18 protein-coding genes are annotated in these 18,402 nt (G+C 63.3%); 7 read left to right on the forward strand and 11 right to left on the reverse strand.

The features are described 5' to 3' along the window. The first annotated feature begins 22 nt into the window (after nucleotides 1-22). On the forward strand, nucleotides 23-994 hold the full coding sequence (locus tag ACVZUB_RS00620) for a saccharopine dehydrogenase family protein (RefSeq protein WP_042453287.1): 972 nt from the start codon (nucleotides 23-25) through the stop codon (nucleotides 992-994). Here ACVZUB_RS00620 and ACVZUB_RS00625 read toward each other — a convergent pair. From ACVZUB_RS00625 to ACVZUB_RS00645, 5 genes are all read right to left on the reverse strand, one after another. Further along, nucleotides 941-2,233, reverse strand: a complete 1,293-nt coding sequence (locus tag ACVZUB_RS00625) for a YcaO-like family protein (protein ID WP_165638693.1) — start codon at nucleotides 2,231-2,233, stop codon at nucleotides 941-943. The two genes, ACVZUB_RS00620 and ACVZUB_RS00625, sit on opposite strands and share 54 nt — an antisense overlap. Continuing rightward, the gene (locus ACVZUB_RS00630) at nucleotides 2,230-3,570 is read right to left on the reverse strand and encodes a YcaO-like family protein (protein ID WP_075831737.1); all 1,341 of its coding nucleotides are present in this window, start codon (nucleotides 3,568-3,570) and stop codon (nucleotides 2,230-2,232) included. The genes ACVZUB_RS00625 and ACVZUB_RS00630 overlap by 4 nt, the downstream gene beginning before the upstream one ends. Next, nucleotides 3,563-4,993, reverse strand: coding sequence for a CocE/NonD family hydrolase (locus ACVZUB_RS00635; RefSeq protein ID WP_165638694.1), 1,431 nt, complete (start codon nucleotides 4,991-4,993; stop codon nucleotides 3,563-3,565). The genes ACVZUB_RS00630 and ACVZUB_RS00635 overlap by 8 nt, the downstream gene beginning before the upstream one ends. After that, the gene (locus ACVZUB_RS00640) at nucleotides 4,990-5,802 is read right to left on the reverse strand and encodes a hypothetical protein (protein WP_081557173.1); all 813 of its coding nucleotides are present in this window, start codon (nucleotides 5,800-5,802) and stop codon (nucleotides 4,990-4,992) included. Before ACVZUB_RS00640 ends, ACVZUB_RS00635 begins: the two co-directional genes overlap by 4 nt. A gap of 94 nt (nucleotides 5,803-5,896) precedes the next feature. Further along, nucleotides 5,897-6,085 (reverse strand): streptamidine-related RiPP repeat protein, encoded by a 189-nt coding sequence (locus ACVZUB_RS00645; protein WP_003943543.1) that lies wholly within the window; start codon nucleotides 6,083-6,085, stop codon nucleotides 5,897-5,899. 92 nt (nucleotides 6,086-6,177) lie between these two features. Between ACVZUB_RS00645 and ACVZUB_RS00650 the strand changes: the two genes are divergently transcribed. From ACVZUB_RS00650 to ACVZUB_RS00670, 5 genes are all read left to right on the forward strand, one after another. Beyond that, nucleotides 6,178-7,437, forward strand: coding sequence for an MFS transporter (locus ACVZUB_RS00650; protein WP_054827487.1), 1,260 nt, complete (start codon nucleotides 6,178-6,180; stop codon nucleotides 7,435-7,437). Between the two features lie 84 nt (nucleotides 7,438-7,521). After that, nucleotides 7,522-8,589 carry a FecCD family ABC transporter permease gene (locus ACVZUB_RS00655; protein ID WP_047272720.1) on the forward strand — a complete coding sequence of 356 codons (1,068 nt, stop codon included), beginning with the start codon at nucleotides 7,522-7,524 and terminating at the stop codon, nucleotides 8,587-8,589. Beyond that, nucleotides 8,586-9,380 carry an ABC transporter ATP-binding protein gene (locus ACVZUB_RS00660; protein WP_064688022.1) on the forward strand — a complete coding sequence of 265 codons (795 nt, stop codon included), beginning with the start codon at nucleotides 8,586-8,588 and terminating at the stop codon, nucleotides 9,378-9,380. The genes ACVZUB_RS00655 and ACVZUB_RS00660 overlap by 4 nt, the downstream gene beginning before the upstream one ends. Continuing rightward, entirely contained in the window at nucleotides 9,377-10,357 is a 981-nt protein-coding gene (locus ACVZUB_RS00665) for an ABC transporter substrate-binding protein (protein WP_081557174.1), read from the forward strand. The genes ACVZUB_RS00660 and ACVZUB_RS00665 overlap by 4 nt, the downstream gene beginning before the upstream one ends. Then, nucleotides 10,354-11,037: a SagB family peptide dehydrogenase gene (locus ACVZUB_RS00670; RefSeq protein ID WP_165638696.1), complete on the forward strand. Its 684-nt coding sequence runs from the start codon at nucleotides 10,354-10,356 to the stop codon at nucleotides 11,035-11,037. Before ACVZUB_RS00665 ends, ACVZUB_RS00670 begins: the two co-directional genes overlap by 4 nt. 1 nt (nucleotide 11,038) lies before the next feature. Here the strand turns inward: ACVZUB_RS00670 and ACVZUB_RS00675 are convergent, their stop codons facing one another. From ACVZUB_RS00675 to ACVZUB_RS00690, 4 genes are all read right to left on the reverse strand, one after another. Further along, the gene (locus tag ACVZUB_RS00675; protein ID WP_007735909.1) at nucleotides 11,039-11,323 is read right to left on the reverse strand and encodes an SHOCT domain-containing protein; all 285 of its coding nucleotides are present in this window, start codon (nucleotides 11,321-11,323) and stop codon (nucleotides 11,039-11,041) included. Then, nucleotides 11,320-11,772 carry a DUF6325 family protein gene (locus ACVZUB_RS00680; protein WP_007735911.1) on the reverse strand — a complete coding sequence of 151 codons (453 nt, stop codon included), beginning with the start codon at nucleotides 11,770-11,772 and terminating at the stop codon, nucleotides 11,320-11,322. The genes ACVZUB_RS00675 and ACVZUB_RS00680 overlap by 4 nt, the downstream gene beginning before the upstream one ends. Before the next feature lie 3 nt (nucleotides 11,773-11,775). Then, nucleotides 11,776-13,422: an MFS transporter gene (locus ACVZUB_RS00685; RefSeq protein WP_050657053.1), complete on the reverse strand. Its 1,647-nt coding sequence runs from the start codon at nucleotides 13,420-13,422 to the stop codon at nucleotides 11,776-11,778. Between the two features lie 68 nt (nucleotides 13,423-13,490). Then, a complete protein-coding gene (locus ACVZUB_RS00690; RefSeq protein ID WP_042453265.1) occupies nucleotides 13,491-14,738 on the reverse strand; it encodes a hypothetical protein in 1,248 nt (415 codons plus the stop codon). Nucleotides 14,739-14,756: 18 nt separating this feature from the next. Between ACVZUB_RS00690 and ACVZUB_RS00695 the strand changes: the two genes are divergently transcribed. Next, nucleotides 14,757-15,344, forward strand: a complete 588-nt coding sequence (locus ACVZUB_RS00695; protein WP_003944177.1) for a DinB family protein — start codon at nucleotides 14,757-14,759, stop codon at nucleotides 15,342-15,344. Between the two features lies 1 nt (nucleotide 15,345). Here the strand turns inward: ACVZUB_RS00695 and ACVZUB_RS00700 are convergent, their stop codons facing one another. Together ACVZUB_RS00700 and ACVZUB_RS00705 are read right to left on the reverse strand one after the other, a co-directional pair. Beyond that, on the reverse strand, nucleotides 15,346-16,908 hold the full coding sequence (locus ACVZUB_RS00700; protein WP_050657054.1) for a YfcC family protein: 1,563 nt from the start codon (nucleotides 16,906-16,908) through the stop codon (nucleotides 15,346-15,348). Next, nucleotides 16,905-18,281 (reverse strand): M20/M25/M40 family metallo-hydrolase, encoded by a 1,377-nt coding sequence (locus ACVZUB_RS00705; protein ID WP_080726737.1) that lies wholly within the window; start codon nucleotides 18,279-18,281, stop codon nucleotides 16,905-16,907. The genes ACVZUB_RS00700 and ACVZUB_RS00705 overlap by 4 nt, the downstream gene beginning before the upstream one ends. Nucleotides 18,282-18,402: the final 121 nt, after the last annotated feature.

Below are 18,402 nucleotides of genomic sequence, written 5' to 3' on the forward strand. Positions count from 1 at the left end.
TAGCGACTCGGGAGGCGAAGTAATGACGAAGGTTCTTGTACTCGGTGGCTACGGTGCCGTCGGGATTCCCCTGATGAAACAACTCGCGAAGGTCCCCGAAATCTCCGCGTACTCCGCCGGCCGTGACCCTGCCCGCGCGGACGTCGTCGTTGATCTTAAAGAACCAGGCGCGTATTCGACTGTGGTTCGAGACTTCGATGTCGTGGTGAATGCGTCGGGTTTCGAGGATGTTCGCCTGGCCGACGAAGCGGTACGCGGTGGGGCGGCATTCGTCGACATCACGGCGACCTCGAGCTACTGCGAAGAATTGGAAGCGGTCGACGGACCCGTTCTGATGGGCGTCGGGTTGGCGCCGGGATTGACCAGTGTCCTTGCAACCGAGGCGCATCGACTCGGCGACGGACCCGTGGACATCCTGATCGGCCTCGGCGGTGGAGAACTACACGGGCCGGCCGCAACGGCGTGGACGTACGGGATGTTGGGCACGAGGTTTCCTGATCCCGACGGACGATCGATTCGCAACTACACCGGGATGAAGACGTTTCGAATACCGGCCGATGCGACCGGCTACCGCACCGGTCCTGCTGTGCGGGCCGACTTTTCGGACCAGCATGCGTTGACGCGAGACCTCGGTGTTCCGGTCAGGACGTACCTGCGATTGGACACGTCCACCGCGACGCTCGGACTTGCGGCCATGACGTGGGCACCCGCGCTACAGAAGGTCGTGCCGAAGAAGCTGTGGGGCTCGGATCGTTGGGTAGCGATGGCCCGAGCGGATACCGGCCCGGCGCTGTGGGTTTCGGGGCGTAGCCAGTCGGTCGCGACGGCAGCTATCGCCGCGCGCGCCGTGCAGGTGATTCGGGATGCCGCGATCTCGAAGCCGACGTGGTTCCACGCGGTGGAAACCACCGAGTCGTTGCAAGCGGCGGTTCCCGAACTGTCAGTGCGGCAATGGGATGGTGCGAGCCGATCGTCCGGCAAGACTGTCCACTAGTCGGGGCGAGCCGAGAAACGGCAATCCGGCGGCCGCATTGGTGAGACAACCGAGTACGACGACGCGGACGACGTGCAGGCCGGCGTGGAGAACATCAGTTGTGGTGAGATCGACCCATGCCGGCCGGAAACCGGCTGCCGTCAGAGCGCTTTCGGTGCCGGCGGCTGATGTCAGAGAGTCGAGTCCCACCTCGCCGACGACGGCACCGACCAGCTCACTCTCGAATCGTGCTTGGATCTCCGGGTCCAGGTGAAGTTGCAGGTGGCATCCGTAGTCCATCACGTCGGCAAAATCCGATCGGTAGGCGCCTGCATAGCTTCGGTCAGCTCGCCAAGGCGCAAGCGGACTGGTCGGGGAGGCCGCGGCTCGACCGATGCCGCTCTCCGGGTTGTCGTAGTCGGCGGAAAGCAGCTGCAGCTGAAGCGCTTCGCCGAGTGACTTGAACGCAGCCGTCTGCGCTTCTTCGTGGCAGGCGGTACCGATGGTCGAGTATCCGGTGAGTCCGTCGTGGACGAGGGCGCCGAGCACCGGGATCCCGAAATCGCTGTCGAATGACAACCACCTGGTCGAGAGGGTGCCGTGATTCCCCAGTCGCCGAAGCACCTCGGGAATGCCGGTGACGATCCGAACGCCGCGTCTTCCGTTCCAGGACAACGTCATCGCGTCTCGTTCGACTATCTCGCGCAAGGCATTGTCGATTGCGAACTTCACCGAGGGTCCGGCGGCGAGACCCGCCTGAGCCACCGGAGAGATCGCCGGACCCGTCCGGGCGACGAAATGAGGATACGAACCCCAGACGAGTTCGGCCGGTACCCAGATATCCGAACCCGTGATCAGGTCGGCTCCGCGAGTCCAGTCCATCTCCAGATCGTCGGTTGGTTCGACGAACGGGAACTGTGGCCGCGCGTACTGGGCAGTGTCGAAACGCGCGAGTTGTGACAGGTCGATGCTTGCTCCGATCAACGCTTCGGCGGACTCGCGGACGATCGGTTTGGCGACGATGTTGCCGCAATACCGTTCCACCGCTTCGCCTATCGCAGCTGCGGTAGGCCGCGCACGGTCACCCAGATCGAAGCAATATCCGGCGCCGGCCGAGTCACTGGACCAGGGTGAAAAGCGTGCTGAATCACTGACATACGAGTGAATCAGCTTGAACTCGGGCGGAAAGTGCTGGGGAACAACGGCGTCGACCAACTCTCGAATGATCCCAGTTCGGCGGTCGACGAGCGAAGATGTCATGCGAGGGGGACCGGCAGATGCAGATGGGTGGTCGATGCGCTGGTCAATCTGCTACCTCCAAGAAGGGGAAAAGCTGCTGGGGCGTTGTTGTACAGGCCCGGAGTCAGGATGCGGACGACGTGCAACCCGGCAATCGAGATGTCGCCGGTGGTGAGATCGACGGAAATCGGCTGGTGTCCCCGTGACATCAGAAGCGCTACGAGAGAAGCCAGATCCAACGGCGCTTCGTCGGGAATCTCTGATACCGAGAGTGTTTCGGTGTAGTCGAAGAGATGTTCCTCTGCGGCCAGGGCCATCACGGGATCGAGATAGAGTTGGGCGACGGTCGGCAGATCGACGATGTCTTTCCATTGCGGATCGAACTCGTCCCGGTAACGACGGTCGGCCCGAAAGGGTTTGTACAGGTGCGCCGGCAGCGTTCCGTCCGCCACGCTGCGCCAGGTCGGCCCGTCGGGGTCGGCGAGGTCGATCGTGATGGCAAGTACGGCATACGCCTCGACAAGCGCCTTCGAGACTGCCGCCTCCACCGTCGGTCGACAAGCTGTGCCCAGCGCGACCAGTCCACGTCGGTCATCGCGGATCCACGCTGCGGCGACGGGAATGCCGAAGGGGGAGGGAAGCAGCAGCACTCGAACGCTCCGGGTCTGGCTCTCCAGATCCCCGAGTTGGCGGTGCGCAGGCAACCGCTCCCAGTCGGAAAGCTCGATCGCCGGCTGTGACCGGTCCCCGCACCACCACAGCGCGGTGGCATCGCGTTCGAGAAGTTCCAGCAGAGCTGACATCTCGGCCTCGTCGCGTGAGCGTCCCGCTGCGATTCCGGCGTACTGCAACGACGCGATCGGTGGCTCGCAGCGACGGGTGCCTGTGTAGTACCCGAGATAAGTCAGGGCCGCAGGCACGTAGGTGGGCACCTTTTCGTCCATGGTGTGACCCAATGCCCAGCGAATGTTCAGATCAGAGGTGAAGGGAACAAAGGGGAATCCGGGAAGGCGGTACTGATCCTCGCTGTACAACGCAAATTTCGCCGGATCGACGACCCGTGAGCCGGCCAGTTCCAGCGCTGATGCACTGCTGCGGACCAGATCTTCGGGGACCACGTTGCCGCAATATCTTTCGACGGCCTCACCGGTTGCCGCCCCGCGGGCCGCTGCATCGTTGCGTATCGAAGCCCCGAATCCGTAAGGGTCCGCGCGAAACAGTGAACCGCTGCCGCCGAAGTTTCTGGTGTCGGCCACCCTCGCGGCCCAACCGACCCAGCCCGTCGGCATGTCCGAGCGAATGTGTGGTTCCAGTGAGGTCAGCACGCCGCTCCGGGCGTCGACCAGCAAGTCATCCACCGTCAGTTCCTCCGAGTATCGGCAGGGTCAACGACCCGGAAAATGATTGGTGCAGTGCGGTACTGCGTGTTCCTCGATAGCGATCACCGTCTCCGAGATTGCGTGCGAGGCGGGGGAAGTCCGATCCGGCGATCCGCAGCGACAAGACATCACCCGCGCGCACTGTGTGCAACACGGGATCCAGATCGATTGTCACCATCGTCGGCTGCAGGCTGACACCCGCGCCACGTGCGATCGATCTGGTGACTCCAGCGGGATCGACGACGCTCAGTTCGGCGATCCAATCGGCTTCGCCCTCGGGCGAGTGCACTTTCAGCTCCACCGATGGTGTTCCGGAGAGTGCGGAGTCGTGCTTGATATCGAAAGTCAAGACAACACAGTTGTTTCGGTCCCGTGAGGCGTCATACAGGAAGCTGTAGGCCGCATCCTTGCGATCTGGTTCGAGATGAACGCGATTCGCACCCGTGACATACGGTTCGGTCGACCATTCGCCGACACCCCGGTCGAATACCCGATTGATGGTCAGGGGCCGCGCAGCGAATACCGATTCCATCCACTCGACCTGAAGGCGGCCGAAACTTGTCTCGCCGACCATTCCAGGGCGGAGGTCGTGCGCCCAGGGGCCCACGATCAAACTCTGCGGCCCGCGCCCCACGGACGTGAAGTGCCGCAGTGTCTCCCGAATCATCGCATCGTCCCAACCGCCGATGTGCAGCCCGGCGATGTCGAGTTCGGAGAGTTCGTCCGCGGACACCAGATCATCGCCACCGAAGTCTTCGCGTTTACGAGCGCGAAGGATCGGCGTCAACCAGCCCGGTGAATCGGAGGTCAGGCCGACCTCCTCGATCATCGACTGCACCGGGAGATGTTCCAGCAAAGACGAATCCGAACGCATCAGTTCAGGGATGAAACCCTCACGAGAGGAAGACGAATCTCCGTGCTCGCCCCACCACGCCAGATGCTCGGCGAGGAGAAGTATCCCCGAGGGATCACGTTTGACGCGGTCGCTTCCGATGGTCGGCACCTTGGAGACGACGCCGTCTACACGAAATGACCGATCGGCGCTGTTGGTCTCGGCAGCAAATGCCCAGGCGGTTCCGGCCGCATACGAAGCCCCGCTTGCGATGACGCACTCCGGTGTCCACGGCTGATCCTGCAGCCACTCGGCAAGGGCGGCGCTGTCCTCGCGCTCGTGGACGTACGGTACCCAAGATCCGGTGGAATCGTGCCGTCCACGTACGTCCTGACAGATGAAGGCAATTCCTCGTGATCGCCATTCGAGCCCCTCCGCCAGATGCCATCCACGCCCGTACGGGGTGCGGATCACGATCAGTCCCCGCGGTGAAGAATCCGGTGGGAGAAGCACATCCGTAGCCAACGAAGAACCGTCTGCCGCCGGGATCTTCACTCCGAGTGAGATCACCGGAGCGTCGGCGCGGGTTCGAGAACGCCGCCGGGCAGTGGTAGCACGGGATGGCGAGTCATCATGAGGGTTCGCGGATTCATCCGGATCTGGTGGTGAAGGTGTGATGGCGGTGCGCCATGTACACCAGCCACGACGTCCGAACATGCAAGCGCACTGGCCATTGCGGCTGCGGTGGGTTCAAGTTCGAGCGGGCGAGGTTCGCTGCCGGCGAGGTGATTCCACAGTGCCTGCAGATGATTCGGGACGCGCGACGCGGCAAGCCGTCGACCGCAGACGTCCCGGTAGCTTGCGCTGCCGATACCGTCGAAGAAGGGTCCGATGCAGATCTCACCCAGCTCCGCGTGGACGGTTTGCCACGGTGTTTGGTTTCGGCGGCACCAGGTATCGAGTTCCGACCACTCGTCGTGAGGAGGAGCCCCGGCAACCGACAGTACGAGGTCCGACGACGCAACGTCGTCTTCGATTGGCGCAGTGGTGGATACGACCTCGAGATGCGGAAGAGCCTTGGAGAGCAGGGCGATGCAAGCATCGGCAACAGGTCCGATCCCGTCCATCAGCACACGCTGTGGACCCGGAATCTCCGGCGCTTGACCCGGAACAACCAGCACGCCGCGAGAGACGAGGGCGTCGGCGATCTCGATAGCTCCCGGGCCGAGCACCGAACCAGAGCGCCTGAGAAAGTTGTCGAGTTCCGCGAGGTCTTCGGCCGGCGCGCCGATCGTGACCGCGTTCTCGTCCGGTGTCAGGTAATGCCAAGCACCATCCGTGGTCGGATACAGCTGGTGTCCGTCGGCGAGGGCGTACACGGATCTCCTTGTCGGTGCCCGCACCCGACGAGTCGGATGCGGGCGGGGTCATCGGCAGATCAGACTGTCGAAACAGTCTGGATCAGGGGAGGTTTCAGCTCTGGAAGCTGAACGGGTTGTCGACGAGGGCGTTGGTGCCCACACCCTGCAGAGCGTGTGCGGACGTTGCCTCGGCAACCGGCTCGAAGGTGAACGGGTTGTCGACGAGAGCGTTGGTGCCGACGCCCTGGAGTGCATTGGCCGGAGCCGAGTTGGAGACGCTGTCGAACGAAATGTTGCTCATTGTCATCCCTTCCGTAATGGAAACCATTTCCATTACGATGCCACCGTACGAAAGATCGCGACGGAGAGCAACAGGTACAAGAGAGTGCATACATGAGCGAGACCCCGACGACGGGATCCGTCGAAGCGCAACCACATGTCTTTCGGGACAGATCGTTTCGATTGTTCTTCACGGCTCGTACGATTGCCGTAGCCGGTGCGGCGGTCACCGGAGTGGCCATGCCGATCCTGGTGTTCGACATCAGCCGGTCTCCGTTTCTCACCTCGCTCGCGGCTGCGGGGACGGTTCTGCCGTATCTCGTGTTCGGCTTGTTCGCCGGCGCCGTGGCAGACCGAGTCAACCGGCGGACGGTCATCCTGTGTGCGCAGGCCCTAGCTGCACTTGCTTTGGCGAGTATTCCGGCAGCGCAGGCACTCGGCGTATTGACGGCGTGGCATGCCGTCGGCGTATCGATGTGCATTGGAACGTGTTTCGTGTGGTTCGACGCCGCTGCTTTCGGAGCGCTGCCTGCTCTGGTCGGTCGGCAGAGGATACCGGCGGCCAACAGCGCGCTGTGGACGTCCAGCACGCTGATCGATGTTGTCTTTCCGGCGATAGCCGGCGTGCTTGTGGCCTCGATCGGCCCGGCCTACGCATTGGGTGCTGATGCACTGGCTTACGTACTGGCCGGGCTGGCCATGGCCTCGATCGGAGCCTCGTTTTCGATGACTCCTGCGGCGCCGAAGAAGTCGGGAACCGGAATTGCGCGTGACATACGCGAAGGCCTCAACTTCCTCTGGCAGTCGCCGCTTCTGCGGGCCTTGACCGGCGTCGGCTTCGTCAATTCGCTGACGCAGGGTGCGGTTACGGCGCTCCTGGTGGTGTACGCATCCGAGAGGCTTGGGATTTCGACGTCGAGTCCGATGATCGGCGCCGTGTGGACGGCCGTCTCCGTGGGTGGAGTGGTCGGGGCAGTCTTGCTCCCACGCCTACCGGCGCAGTGGCCGGTCGGGGCGATCACGGTCGGGGCGCTGACCATCGGCCCGGTGGTGCTGTTCGTCGTTGCGACAACCGGCAATACCGGCGCCGCGATCACGGCGCTCGTCGTCTACTCCGGCTGTGCGACCGTCACCATCCTCAATGGCATCGGTGCACGTCAGCGCCTGACTCCAGATCGTCTGCAGGGGCGCGTGAACACCACGGCGAGGATGGTCGCCTGGGGTGGTTCGCCGGTCGGCGCCTTGATTGCCGGGGCAATCGCAGGACGCTGGGACATCGGCACCGCCTACCTCGTTGCGTGCATCTTTGCGCTGGTCGGGGCGCTCTTCGCGTGGGCGAGCGCGCTGCGGACCGACCCTTATCCGCACAAATGAGCATGTGACTATTAATGAAAACGACTGTCGTTATGGTTAGATCCACCTGTTCATGACTGCGAACCCCACCGACTCAGGAGTGCGATGACGCTGACCAGCGAGGCAGCACCACGAGTGCCGTCGTGTCCACATCCCGTCGGTGAGCGCGGGTACGTCCCGTTTCTGTTGGCCACGGCGGTTGTGCTTGTCGCGGTCTCCACCGTCGCGGTGTGGTCGGGTGCCGCGTCGGTGTCCTTTGCCGACGTGTTCGCGGTGTTGTACGCACACGTCGGCGGTCCGCCGGTCGACCCGCTGCTCGATCGGATCGTGTGGGGATTGCGGGTACCGCGCATTCTGATTGCGGCATTGGCGGGCGCCGGATTGTCGTTGGCCGGCGCCGTGCTGCAAGCGTTGGTGCGCAACCCGATTGCCGATCCGTACATTCTGGGCGTGGGTTCCGGAGCATCCTTCGGTGCAGTACTGATCATGACGACCGGCATCGGCACCGGCCTGTCGATCGGTGTCCCGGTGGCAGCCTTCCTGGGGGCCATGATCTCCCTGATCGCGGTTCTCGTACTGGGTCGGCGAGAGGGAATGCTCGTCCCGCTGCGCATGGTCCTGGCCGGAGTTGCCATCGGCTATCTGCTCTCGGCTGCAACAAGTTTTGTGCAGTTGCGCGCCGATCCGAGTCAGCTTTCGGGAGTGCTCTTCTGGTTGCTGGGCTCGGTGAGCGGGGCCAGTTGGTCGGATCTCGGTGTGCCCGCCGCGGTGATCACCGTCTGTGCGGCAATTCTGTTGACACAATCGCGCCAACTCAACGCGTTGGCCATGGGAGACGAGAGCGCGCAATCGGTCGGCGTGGACGTGCGCCGTACCAGGTTGCTACTACTGGTGATCGCGTCGTTGCTGACCGCGGTTGTCGTATCCGTCGCCGGGGGAATCGGTTTCGTGGGGCTGCTCGTGCCGCACGCCGTACGACTTCTGGTCGGTTCCGATCACGGCAAGCTGCTCCCCGCGACCGCGTTGGTTGGTGCCACCTTCCTGGTGATCGTCGATCTTGCGGCTCGGATGTTGGATGCGCCCAACGAATTACCACTCGGGATCATCACCGCCGGATTGGGTGCACCGTTCTTCCTCTGGTTGCTTCGACGGGACGGCGGTGCGCAGTCATGAGATTGTCGGCCAGCGGAATTCACGTCGTTCGGGGCGGACGCCTCGTGGTTTCGGGTGTAGACCTCGAAGCGCCCGAGGGAAGCGTGGTCGGACTCGTCGGACCGAACGGCAGTGGAAAGTCCTCCCTCCTGCGCGCGTTGTATCGCTCGATGAAGCCTCGAAGCGGAATCGTGAAGGTGGACGAGGTGAATGTTTGGGACGATCTCTCGCCTCGATCGGCGGCATGCATCATCGGTGTTGTGGGGCAGGAGCATTCATCCGATTTCTCGTTCAGTGTCCGCGAGGTGGTTGCAACGGGTCGGACGCCGCATCACAGCGCGTTCTCTCGACTCGGCGAGATCGACCGAGACATCGTCAGCGCCGCACTGGTGCGAACCGGCATGCAGGGCTTTGGATCACGTCTCTTCGCCGAACTGTCCGGCGGAGAAAAACAGCGTGTGATGTTGGCCCGGGCGATCGCTCAACAACCGTCGGTGCTGGTCCTGGACGAGCCCACCAACCACCTCGACATCCGTGCTCAACTCGAATTGATGGAATTGGTCGCCGAACTCGGTACCACGACGATTGTCGCGATCCATGAACTCGCTTTGGCCGCAGCGTATTGCGACTACGTCTGTCTGCTCTCCGGCGGGGTAGTTGTCGCGACAGGACCAACGGCCGAGGTCCTCACCGAGGACCTGCTGTCCGAAGTATTCGGGGTTCAGGTGCATCTCGGCACTCATCCGTTGACCGGGCGCCCCCTGCTCTCGTTCGCACCTCCGCTCCTACACACGAAAGAAGCAGTGTCTTGAAATCCTCGATACGTACTGCCGCGCTGATGTGCTCGGCCGTTACCGCCACTGCAGTACTGACCGCATGCGGAAACTCCATGGCGGATTCGGCGGCGTCGGCGTCCGAGAAGATCACCGTCACCAATTGTGATCGCGAGGTCACGGTGCCCAAGACGGCGGAGCGGATTGTCTCGCTGTATCCGTCGATGACGGAACTTCTCATTCAGCTCGGCGCCGCCGACCGCATTGTCGGACAATCGAATACCGACCTCTCTCCTCCCAGCCCCGAACTCGCTGATCAGTTCGCGGCCGTGCCGGTACTGAGCACCGGAGTTCCCGCGAAAGAAGCATTGCTCGACGCCCGTCCGGATCTGATCGTCTCCGACGGGGAATACTGGTTCGACGGTGACCGATTGCAGACCATGGACGAATTGCGTGACCTCGGCATCCCGATCTTCGTGAACAGCGGCTACTGCCACAAGGCCGTCACCGAAGGGCGGATCGACGACGTCTGGTCCGACCTCGACGGTCTCGGCGCCTTGACCGGAACAAGTGACGCGGCAGCAACCCTCCTGACCGACGGCAAGAAGTCCCTCGCAGCAACCGAGGCATCTGTCGCCGGGCAGGAGCCGGTTCCCACTGTGATGGTTCAGGTTTCGGAGGGACAGTCCTATGCTCTGGCCAGGGGCCTCTACAGCAGTGTGCTCGAGGCCGCCGGGGGAAGCAATCTTTTCGAGAACGACCTTCCCGACGGAAAGTACTTCGGCCAGGTAGCCACGGAATCGGTGCTCGCGAAGTCGCCGAAGGCTGTCCTCGTCGTCTACTCCACCGAGTCGGCTCGGGAATCCACCCTGGATGCTGCGCGGACGGCATTTGCCGGAACCCCCGCCGCGGCGTCGAATGCGATCTTTGCCGTTCCGGAGGCGTGGTTCGCCGGCGAGTTGGTCTCGATCGACGGGGCCGGCGAGGTGTCTCGCCTGCTGCACCCGGGTTCGTGACCGCACTCGAGCGAATCGAGGCCGTCGTATCGCTGCATGCAGTGTTGGACCGGACGGTGAGTCCGTCGGAGCTACCGTTCGACGAGCATGCACTGCCGCCGGTGACGTGTGAATCCGTGGAACTGCCGGCCGCGACGCCACTGCCGGCCTGCGGGTTCGCGGACGTCTTGCAGGCACGGCGGAGCCGCTACGACCCCGCACAGACGGCACTCCGAGCAGGCGAGCTGTCAAACGTGTTGCACCACAGTGTTGTCAGCAGCCCGACGGCGGGCGGGATGCGCGAACTGACGCTGTCGTTTGTTCTCAGCCGACCCGGAGACGAGCTCGGAGCCGGGGTATACCGATATGCCCGAGGCCGTGCCGAAGCTGTCCGGCCAGGCGACGTGCGAGAGCACCTTCGAGCGAGCCTTCTCCAACCCGAGTTCGTCGACGTGTTCCCGGTTCTTCTGTTTGTGGTCGCCGACGTCGAAGCTCCGCTCGAGAAGTACGCGATGCGGCACTACCGCACGATGCACGTGGATGCCGGTGTGCTGGTTCAGAATCTGTACCTCGTGACCGAGGCGATGGGACTTGCGGGCTGCGCCATCGCAGGATTCACGGATGCGCGAGTGGCATCTCTGTTGAATCTCGCGACGACGCAGCTTCCCGTCATGGCTTTTGCACTCGGGAGGCGCAGCTAGGTCAGGCGAGAATACGTGCCTTCTGGGTCTCGAACTCGGCCTCGGTCAATACTCCCGCATTCTTGAGTTCGCCCAGCTTGGTGAGCTGTTCGAGCTTCAAGTCCATCGATGCTGCCGGAGCTGCCTGCGGTGGCAGGGGTGGTAGATCGGGAATCGGCGGCACCGGCTGGGCCTGCGCTGCGCGAGCCTGATCTTCGGCGGCCCAACGGGTCCGCTGACGGCGCTGAACATTGCCGTGAATGGAGCTTGCGACGGCTACCCGGCCGGCTCGCCTCAAGAAACTCATGCGTCCTTCTCCGTATTGCCTGGTGCGGTGTTGTCGAGTGCGGTGGCAAGTTCGTCCAAGCTCAGGTGACCTTCGGTGACAATCTTTGCGCCGCTGCGTGTCCACGCGTCGATCACCGGCAGTATGGCCAGTTCCTCGTAAACGAGCACGGCGGCAACACTACCGGTGGCCAACTCGTCACCAACGGCGGCGATGTCGCCGGCGTCGAGCAGTCCGGAGGCTGCGCCGTCGAACTGCGCCAGATCGAAATCTGCGAGTTCGAAGGTCGATGCCGGTACGACGGCCACTGATCCATCGGCGGCTTTGGTGACGAACTCGAGGTCGAGGATGCGGATCACGCCGGAGTCGACGAGAGTGAGCAGCTGCTCGAATCCTGCGGAGGTCGGTGCACCGCCGGGAAACTCGACGGCAACGTATTCGATCGGACCGAATTGGTCTTGGTTGGACATCGGTTACTTCTTGCCCTTCGTGGGTTGCGGTTCTTCCAGAGCAGGTACTTCGTCGGGCATGCGGCCGGCCGGAATGATGGCGAGCAGGGAGAGTCCGGCGAGGACGAGTAGCGAGGTTCGCAGGGCGCGCAAGCGCGCTTCGGTGTTGATCCGGATGGCTTCGTCGATCTGTGCTTGTGTCGCCGAGGTGTTTTCGAGCGTCACGACGAGTTGATCGTTGGGGACGAAGTTGACCTGGTCGAGATTGATCCCGGACTCGACCTTGAGTGATGCCGGGATGGTGGGGTTGTCGATCAGCTGCGAGCTGACGAGGGAACCGAGGATTCCGACGGCGAAGACGCTGGCCACCGCGATGCCGACGCTGCCGGACATGTTGTGTACCAGTCCCCGCCAGGCACCGACGTCGCCGGCCAGTTCCTTGGGAGCTGCGGTGAGGAGGGTGTTGAACACCAGCGCAACGATGGCGCCCTGCCCGAGGCCGAGGGTGATCAGTCCGATGACGACAAAGATCTGATGCCAGTCGCCACGAATGGTGAAGGCCAACAGGATGAGTCCAGCGGCAACGACGACGAACCCGGCTCGTGCGATCAGACGCGGGGAGTACGTCTTGTACAGACGCGCGACGACGGTGCTCGCGATGAAGATCGAAAGTGTGTACGGGATGATCGAGAACGACGTCTGCAAGCTGCTGCGGCCCTGGATGATCTGCATGTACAGCGGAATGAGGAAGTTGGCCGCGGTTCCCACGAACATCATCGTCGCCATGCAAATCGTGGTGGCGCGCTCGGCGCCGGTCTTGAGGACGTCGAGGTTGAAGAGCTGAGGCTTGTTTTGCGCCTTGCGGCTTCGCGTCCACTGGAAGAATCCCTGCGCGCAGATGGTGCCGAGGACGATCAGGATGGCCGCGGGTGAAACACCGATGACCGAGAACGGCGCAGCGTCGGTGGCCAGGATGACGCCCCACGAGTTCAGGCCGCTGAAACCGAAGCTGAGCAGGATGACGGCAACGGCAGCAATGGCGGCGCCGGCCCAGTCGATGGTGATGTCCTTCTGCGGGGGAACAGGTTTGACCCGGAAGCTCAGGATCAGGTTGACCACCGCGAGAGCCACGACGAGGGCGAACGAGTATCGCCACCCGATCGTCGTCGCGAAGGAACCGGCGATGAGCAGCGCCAGCACACCGGCCGCCGGGATTGCTGCTGCCAGGTAACCGATGGCCTTTGCCTGCTGATCGCCACTGAAGTTCGTGGCGATGAAGACCGTCAACGCAGGAGCGATGAGGGCGATCACGGCGCCGGATGCAGCTTGGGCCACGAACAGCATTGCCGGGCTCTGACTCAGGGCGACCGCGGCCATTGCGAGGCCGTGAATCGCGACGGCAATCTGGAAGACCAGACGCGTTCCGTAACGGGCGCCGATCTTGGCCCCCAACAGAATGAAGGCAGCCATGGCGAAGGTGCCCGCGGTGATCGCGGTGCCGACACTTGTTGCGGGCGTGTCGAGATCGGTGGTGATGCCGGCCATCGAGACGGTCAGGGCGTTGACGGCGAACGACGCCTGAATCTGGGTGAGGACCACCACGATGAGTGGTAGCCAGGAGGCGGTGCTCACGGCGGCCGTTGTGGCGGCCGCGCCAGGCTTTACGGACATGATGGGTCACGCCTTCCTCGACACTGCGTGTACTCGCGACGTGCCCGGATCAGCCACGCACGGCTACATTAGCCGGAATTGTGCTGAATGGTCGCCTGCAAGTGGTTGGTTTCTTCGCGGTAGACCACCATCTCCCGGTGCAAGGCGCGCCGGAAGCGCGGTTGCTCGGCCAGCAGTACCGCCAGCACGGTCAGCAACAGCCACGTCGCGGCCGCGCTCGCGAGGAGCAGCAGGACCGGAATCCACGGACCGCCCATCTGCTCGAGCAGCGTCGTCTTTGCCCAGACGCGCCAGTAGAGCATCAGATTGACGATCAGTCCGACACCGTACGAGATGACGAAGGACAGCAGGAACTGCTTCCACGTGCCGTCGTGGCGCCGCGCCGTCATCGGTTCTGCCCGCAGCGGCAAGCTCACCGACATCACGTTCGCGACCCCCAACCAGAGCAGGATCATGGTCAGCACCTGGCCGCACGCCTTCACCAGGTCGGCACTGCTTCCGGAGCGCCACGCGAGGACGGCGCTGAGCAGGAACCCGGCGCTGCCGACGAGGAGCAGCATCACCGCGTTTTTCGCGACGAGCACGTGCCAGAGCCTCGTTCCACCGGACAACGCAGCGCGCACGCGGCCGGCGTCGAAGCTGAGCGCATTGGTGCACACGACGCTTCCGACCACACCCGAGAGTGCGTACAGCGCAAGATAAGGCAGTCGATCTTCCTTGGCGTCCCACTGGAAGAGGCGAATGAATGCCAGGTACGCCAAGCCCATTCCGAGGCTCAGCCCCAGCCGAAATGCGATCGACCGAGGCTTACCACTCACCACGTGCCGTGCTTCCTCACGGATCCGGGAGCCGAGATCCTGCACGTGCCGGACGACGGGGTTGCCCGAGTTCAGCGGGACGTAACCGCGGATCGCGGCGGCGACGGTATCGGTGTCACCGGCATCGAGCGCGGCGACGCGTGCTTCGAGAACCGCAAGGTGGGCGGCGCGCAAGGCTATCCGTGCGGTGGTCACCGCGGCGACGGCGTCGGCCTCGGCCTGCGCGGCGGTGCCGATGCCGGCGTCGGCGGGCAGTGGCGGCTGCAACGTCGTGATCAGTTCGAGTTGACGCGCCATGTGCGGCGACGGTGACAACCCGCTGTACGACGGTCGGCTCAGCGCTGATCGTTCGTCGTCGAGCGAATCACGGACGGCCGCGGCAGCCTTGCGGACGGCTGCCGGGTTGTGCCAGCGCACCGACCGGGCGTCACGCTCGGCGGCGACGGCCCGGGAGGCAACCTCGGTCAGATCCTCGACCGCTGTCAATGTCTGCTCCACTCGGTTTAGGTTGGTTTCATGACCACCAACTCGGAAAAGGAAGATCTCCAGCGGTACCTGCAGGCAGCACGTGATGCGCTCGTCTGGAAGCTCGACGGGCTGTCGGAGTATGACATTCGGCGCCCGATGACCCGGACAGGGACCAACTTGTTGGGTCTGGTCAAACACATGATCGGCGTCGAGCTCGGGTATTTCGGTCCTACGTTCGGCCGTCGGGTTCCCGATCTCCCCGCGTGGTTGCGTTCGGAGGAACTCAACGTCGACATGTGGGCCCGCGCCGACGAGTCCACTGCCGACATCGTCGAAACCTATCGCCGCACCTGGGCTTTCGCCGACGCCACGATCGAGGAGCACGATCTGGACGCCCCCGGCTTCGTGAAGCACTGGCCGGAGGATCGTCGCGACGTCACACTGCACCGGATACTCGTTCACGTTGTCACCGAGATCCATCGGCACGCCGGCCACGCGGACATCGTGCGGGAGCTGATCGACGGCGCCGCTGGGATGAAGGCGGGCGACAACAATCTGGCTCCCGGTGATGAGGCGTGGTGGGCCGAGTACACCGACCGTCTGGAGACGGCGGCACGCGAGGCCCACCACGCCTGAACTACTCGAATACCGCTGCTGCGCCGATCACCACGACAACGATCACGAAGTTGATCAGTAGCAGTGGCCAGACGAAGCGCAGGAACTTGTCGTAGCCGACCTTCGCCATGGCCAACCCGCCGACAACGACGACGTTGGTCGGGGCAACCATCAGCATCAGGCCGTGGCCCATCTGGAAGGCGGTGATGACGAGTGCTCGGCTGACTCCGGCAAAGTCGCCCAGCGGCGCGAGCAGCGGCATCGCCAGGGTGGCGTGACCGGAACTGGACGGGATCAGGAACGCCAGCGGGATGTTGACGAGCATCACCAGGATCGCGAAGACCCCCGCCGAAGCGCCGCTGACCAATTGCTCCATCGCGTTGAGGATGGTGTCGAGGGTTTCGGTGTTGGTCATGATCACCGAGACGCCGCGAGCGAGCAGGATGACGATCGCCGGTCCGACCATGTCGCCGGCTCCACGCGTGATCAGGGAGACGATCTTCTTCTCACCCATCTTCGCGACTATGCCGACGAGAACGGCGGCGAGGATGAACAGCATCGCCAATTGCGGGAACCACCAGTTCAACTCGAACCAGTAGGGCTCGGTTGCCGTGACGTGATACGCGTCGTACTCGGCCGGACCGGTGGTGGCGCCGAAGATGCTCGACCACGGGATGACGGAGAAGATCATCAGTCCGAAGGTGAGTCCGGTGATGAGCAGTACCAGCTTCTGAGTTCCGGTGAGCTTGCCGTCGATGTCCACCGGCTCGGCCGGCTCTTCGTCTTCGTCGTCCGCGATGTCGAAGCCGACAAGCGACTTGGACGGATCCTTCTTCACCTTTGCGGCGTAGCGGAGAACGAATACCACTGCCACAGCGGTCAATACGATCCACAGGATCACGCGCAGCACGATGCCGTCACCGATGGAGACGCCTGCCTCACCGGAGGCGACGCCGATCGAGAACGGATTGACGGTCGACGCCATGTTTCCGACCAGAGCGCCGAGGATGATCATGGTGGCCGCGACCATGCGGTCGTAGCCCAGTGCCGTCATCAGCGGTATGAGCAGGGCGTAGAAGCCGAACGTCTCGACCGAGAAGCCCATTGTCGAACCGAGCAGTGAGAACAGCACCATGATGACGGTGATGAGCAACCAGCCCTTGTCGCTGAGCTTGGTAGCGAGTTGGGAGACAGCGGTTTCGAGACTGCGGGTGGCAAAGCTGACCGAGATGAACGCACCGAGCGCCATGATGAAGAGGACTACGCCGACCGAACCGAAGAGCCGTCCGATGTTGTCGGTGTCGACGAACCCGGTGATCGAATCCTGTACGCCGTAGAGGCCGTTGACGGGGGAGAGGATCAGTTGCTGGATTCGTTCCCAGAACGACAGCGGAGACGTGACGGTTTCGAAGCTGCCGGGAACGGGTGAGCCGTCCACGTCGACGCCGAAGCGTCCGGCCGGAATGAACAGTGCTGCAATCCATACCAGGACGGTGACGATCGCGAGCATCGTGACCGCGCCGGGGAACTCGAACTTCTTCTTGGCCGGAGTAGGTGCGGACCCCGTGTCGGTTTCGGTGCTCATTTCTTCCCCTCGAAGGTGTCGGCGTACTCCTGGAAGAACAGTGCTTTGGCGACGACGGCCTTCTCGAGCTCGTCGAGCAGGACGCGTTCGTTGGGGCCGTGGATGTTCGCGTAACCGTCGGTGGCGCCGAACAACAGCTTCTCGGCGGTGGGCACTGCTGTATCCAAGGCCATCACGAGGGGGATCGAGCCGCCGCCTGCCATCAGCCCGGCCGGCTCACCCCACGACTGCGATAGTGCAGACAATGCCGCGTCGAAGGCCGGTCCACCTTCGGCTGCCGCAAACCCGTCGCCGGTTTCTCCCGCGGTGACGGTCAGTTGCAAACCGAAGGGGCGCAGGGCTTCCAGGTGCCGGACCAGAGCAGCCTGCGCCTCGGTGGCAGGTTGGCGCGGGTGTACGCGCAGATTGATCACGGCGCGGGCCGTGCTTGCGACGGCGTTGACCGCACCGTCCACAGGGGGAGCGTCGATTCCCGTCACGGTGATGGCCGGGCCCGACCAGATGCGTTCGCCGATGCCGCCGGTTCCGAGCAGCGGAAGCCCGTCACGGATCTCGGCGAGGGTGCGGAACTCGTCCTCGGTGTATGAACTGCCGGTCCACGGTTCGCGCATGAGGCCGTCGACCGCCACGTCGCCGTTGTCGTCGTGCAGCGACGCCAGTGCGCGGATGAGCGCGAGGCGGGCGTCCGGTGCGGCGCCGCCGTAGAGGCCGTTGTGCTTGTCGGCTCCGAGAGTGGTGAGTTCGACGATCACCTGGGCCGATCCGCGCAGTGCGACGGTCAGGGTCGGTGATCCGGGTCGAACGCTCCCGACGTCGGCGATGACCATTGCGTCGGCCGCAAACAATTCGGGGGCTTCCGGCGGATAGTTGTCGAAGGGGCTGCCGAATTCTTCCTGGCCTTCGATGACGAGCTTGACCGTCACTGGCGGCTTTCCGTCGAAGACGCGAAGCGCGCCGATCATGCCGATGACGTTTGCCTTCGAATCTGCCGTACCGCGGCCGTAAATCGCGCCGTCACGCTTGCTCGGTTCGAAAGGCGGTGAATCCCAGAGTTCGACGTCGTCGGCGGGAACGACGTCGTAATGCGAATACATCAATACGGTCGGGGCTCCCTCTGGACCGGGAACTGTTGCAATGATGACCGGCGCAGTTTTACCTGTTATTTCGAGTTTCTCTATCTTCGTGACTCCGGACTTCTCCAATAGAGAAACGATCAGGTCGTGAGCCTCGAACAGGGGCTCGCTGGGGAAACCTTCTGTTGCTATCGACGGAATACGAACAAGTTCGACGAGTTCCGACTCCAGTGCCGGCATCAAAGCTGCAACTGTTTCCTTGATTGTGGAATAGGAGGGCGAGGCGGATTCTTCCGGCACGGAATTGACTCCTTCTGGGAAAGGCGAAAAACATTAGAGGCAGAGTCTTACACCCGATATGCGGGGTGTGAAAGGGTGACCCGAACAAAAAGCCGAAGTGGGGCGCCGGGCTCGCGATTCT

It is taken from the genome of Rhodococcus sp. OS5 (assembly GCF_056837585.1).

Bases quoted from the DNA above. Each gene is read 5' to 3' on its own strand.
- ACVZUB_RS00645 (WP_003943543.1), bottom strand. From the start codon at position 6,085: ATGAGCAACATTTCGTTCGACAGCGTCTCCAACTCGGCTCCGGCCAAT.
- ACVZUB_RS00620 (WP_042453287.1), top strand. From the start codon at position 23: ATGACGAAGGTTCTTGTACTCGGTGGCTACGGTGCCGTCGGGATTCCC.
- ACVZUB_RS00625 (WP_165638693.1), bottom strand. From the start codon at position 2,233: ATGACATCTTCGCTCGTCGACCGCCGAACTGGGATCATTCGAGAGTTG.
- ACVZUB_RS00660 (WP_064688022.1), top strand. From the start codon at position 8,586: ATGAGATTGTCGGCCAGCGGAATTCACGTCGTTCGGGGCGGACGCCTC.
- ACVZUB_RS00675 (WP_007735909.1), bottom strand. From the start codon at position 11,323: ATGAGTTTCTTGAGGCGAGCCGGCCGGGTAGCCGTCGCAAGCTCCATT.
- ACVZUB_RS00700 (WP_050657054.1), bottom strand. From the start codon at position 16,908: ATGAGCACCGAAACCGACACGGGGTCCGCACCTACTCCGGCCAAGAAG.
- ACVZUB_RS00655 (WP_047272720.1), top strand. From the start codon at position 7,522: ATGACGCTGACCAGCGAGGCAGCACCACGAGTGCCGTCGTGTCCACAT.
- ACVZUB_RS00680 (WP_007735911.1), bottom strand. From the start codon at position 11,772: ATGTCCAACCAAGACCAATTCGGTCCGATCGAATACGTTGCCGTCGAG.
- ACVZUB_RS00650 (WP_054827487.1), top strand. From the start codon at position 6,178: ATGAGCGAGACCCCGACGACGGGATCCGTCGAAGCGCAACCACATGTC.
- ACVZUB_RS00695 (WP_003944177.1), top strand. From the start codon at position 14,757: ATGACCACCAACTCGGAAAAGGAAGATCTCCAGCGGTACCTGCAGGCA.
- ACVZUB_RS00685 (WP_050657053.1), bottom strand. From the start codon at position 13,422: ATGTCCGTAAAGCCTGGCGCGGCCGCCACAACGGCCGCCGTGAGCACC.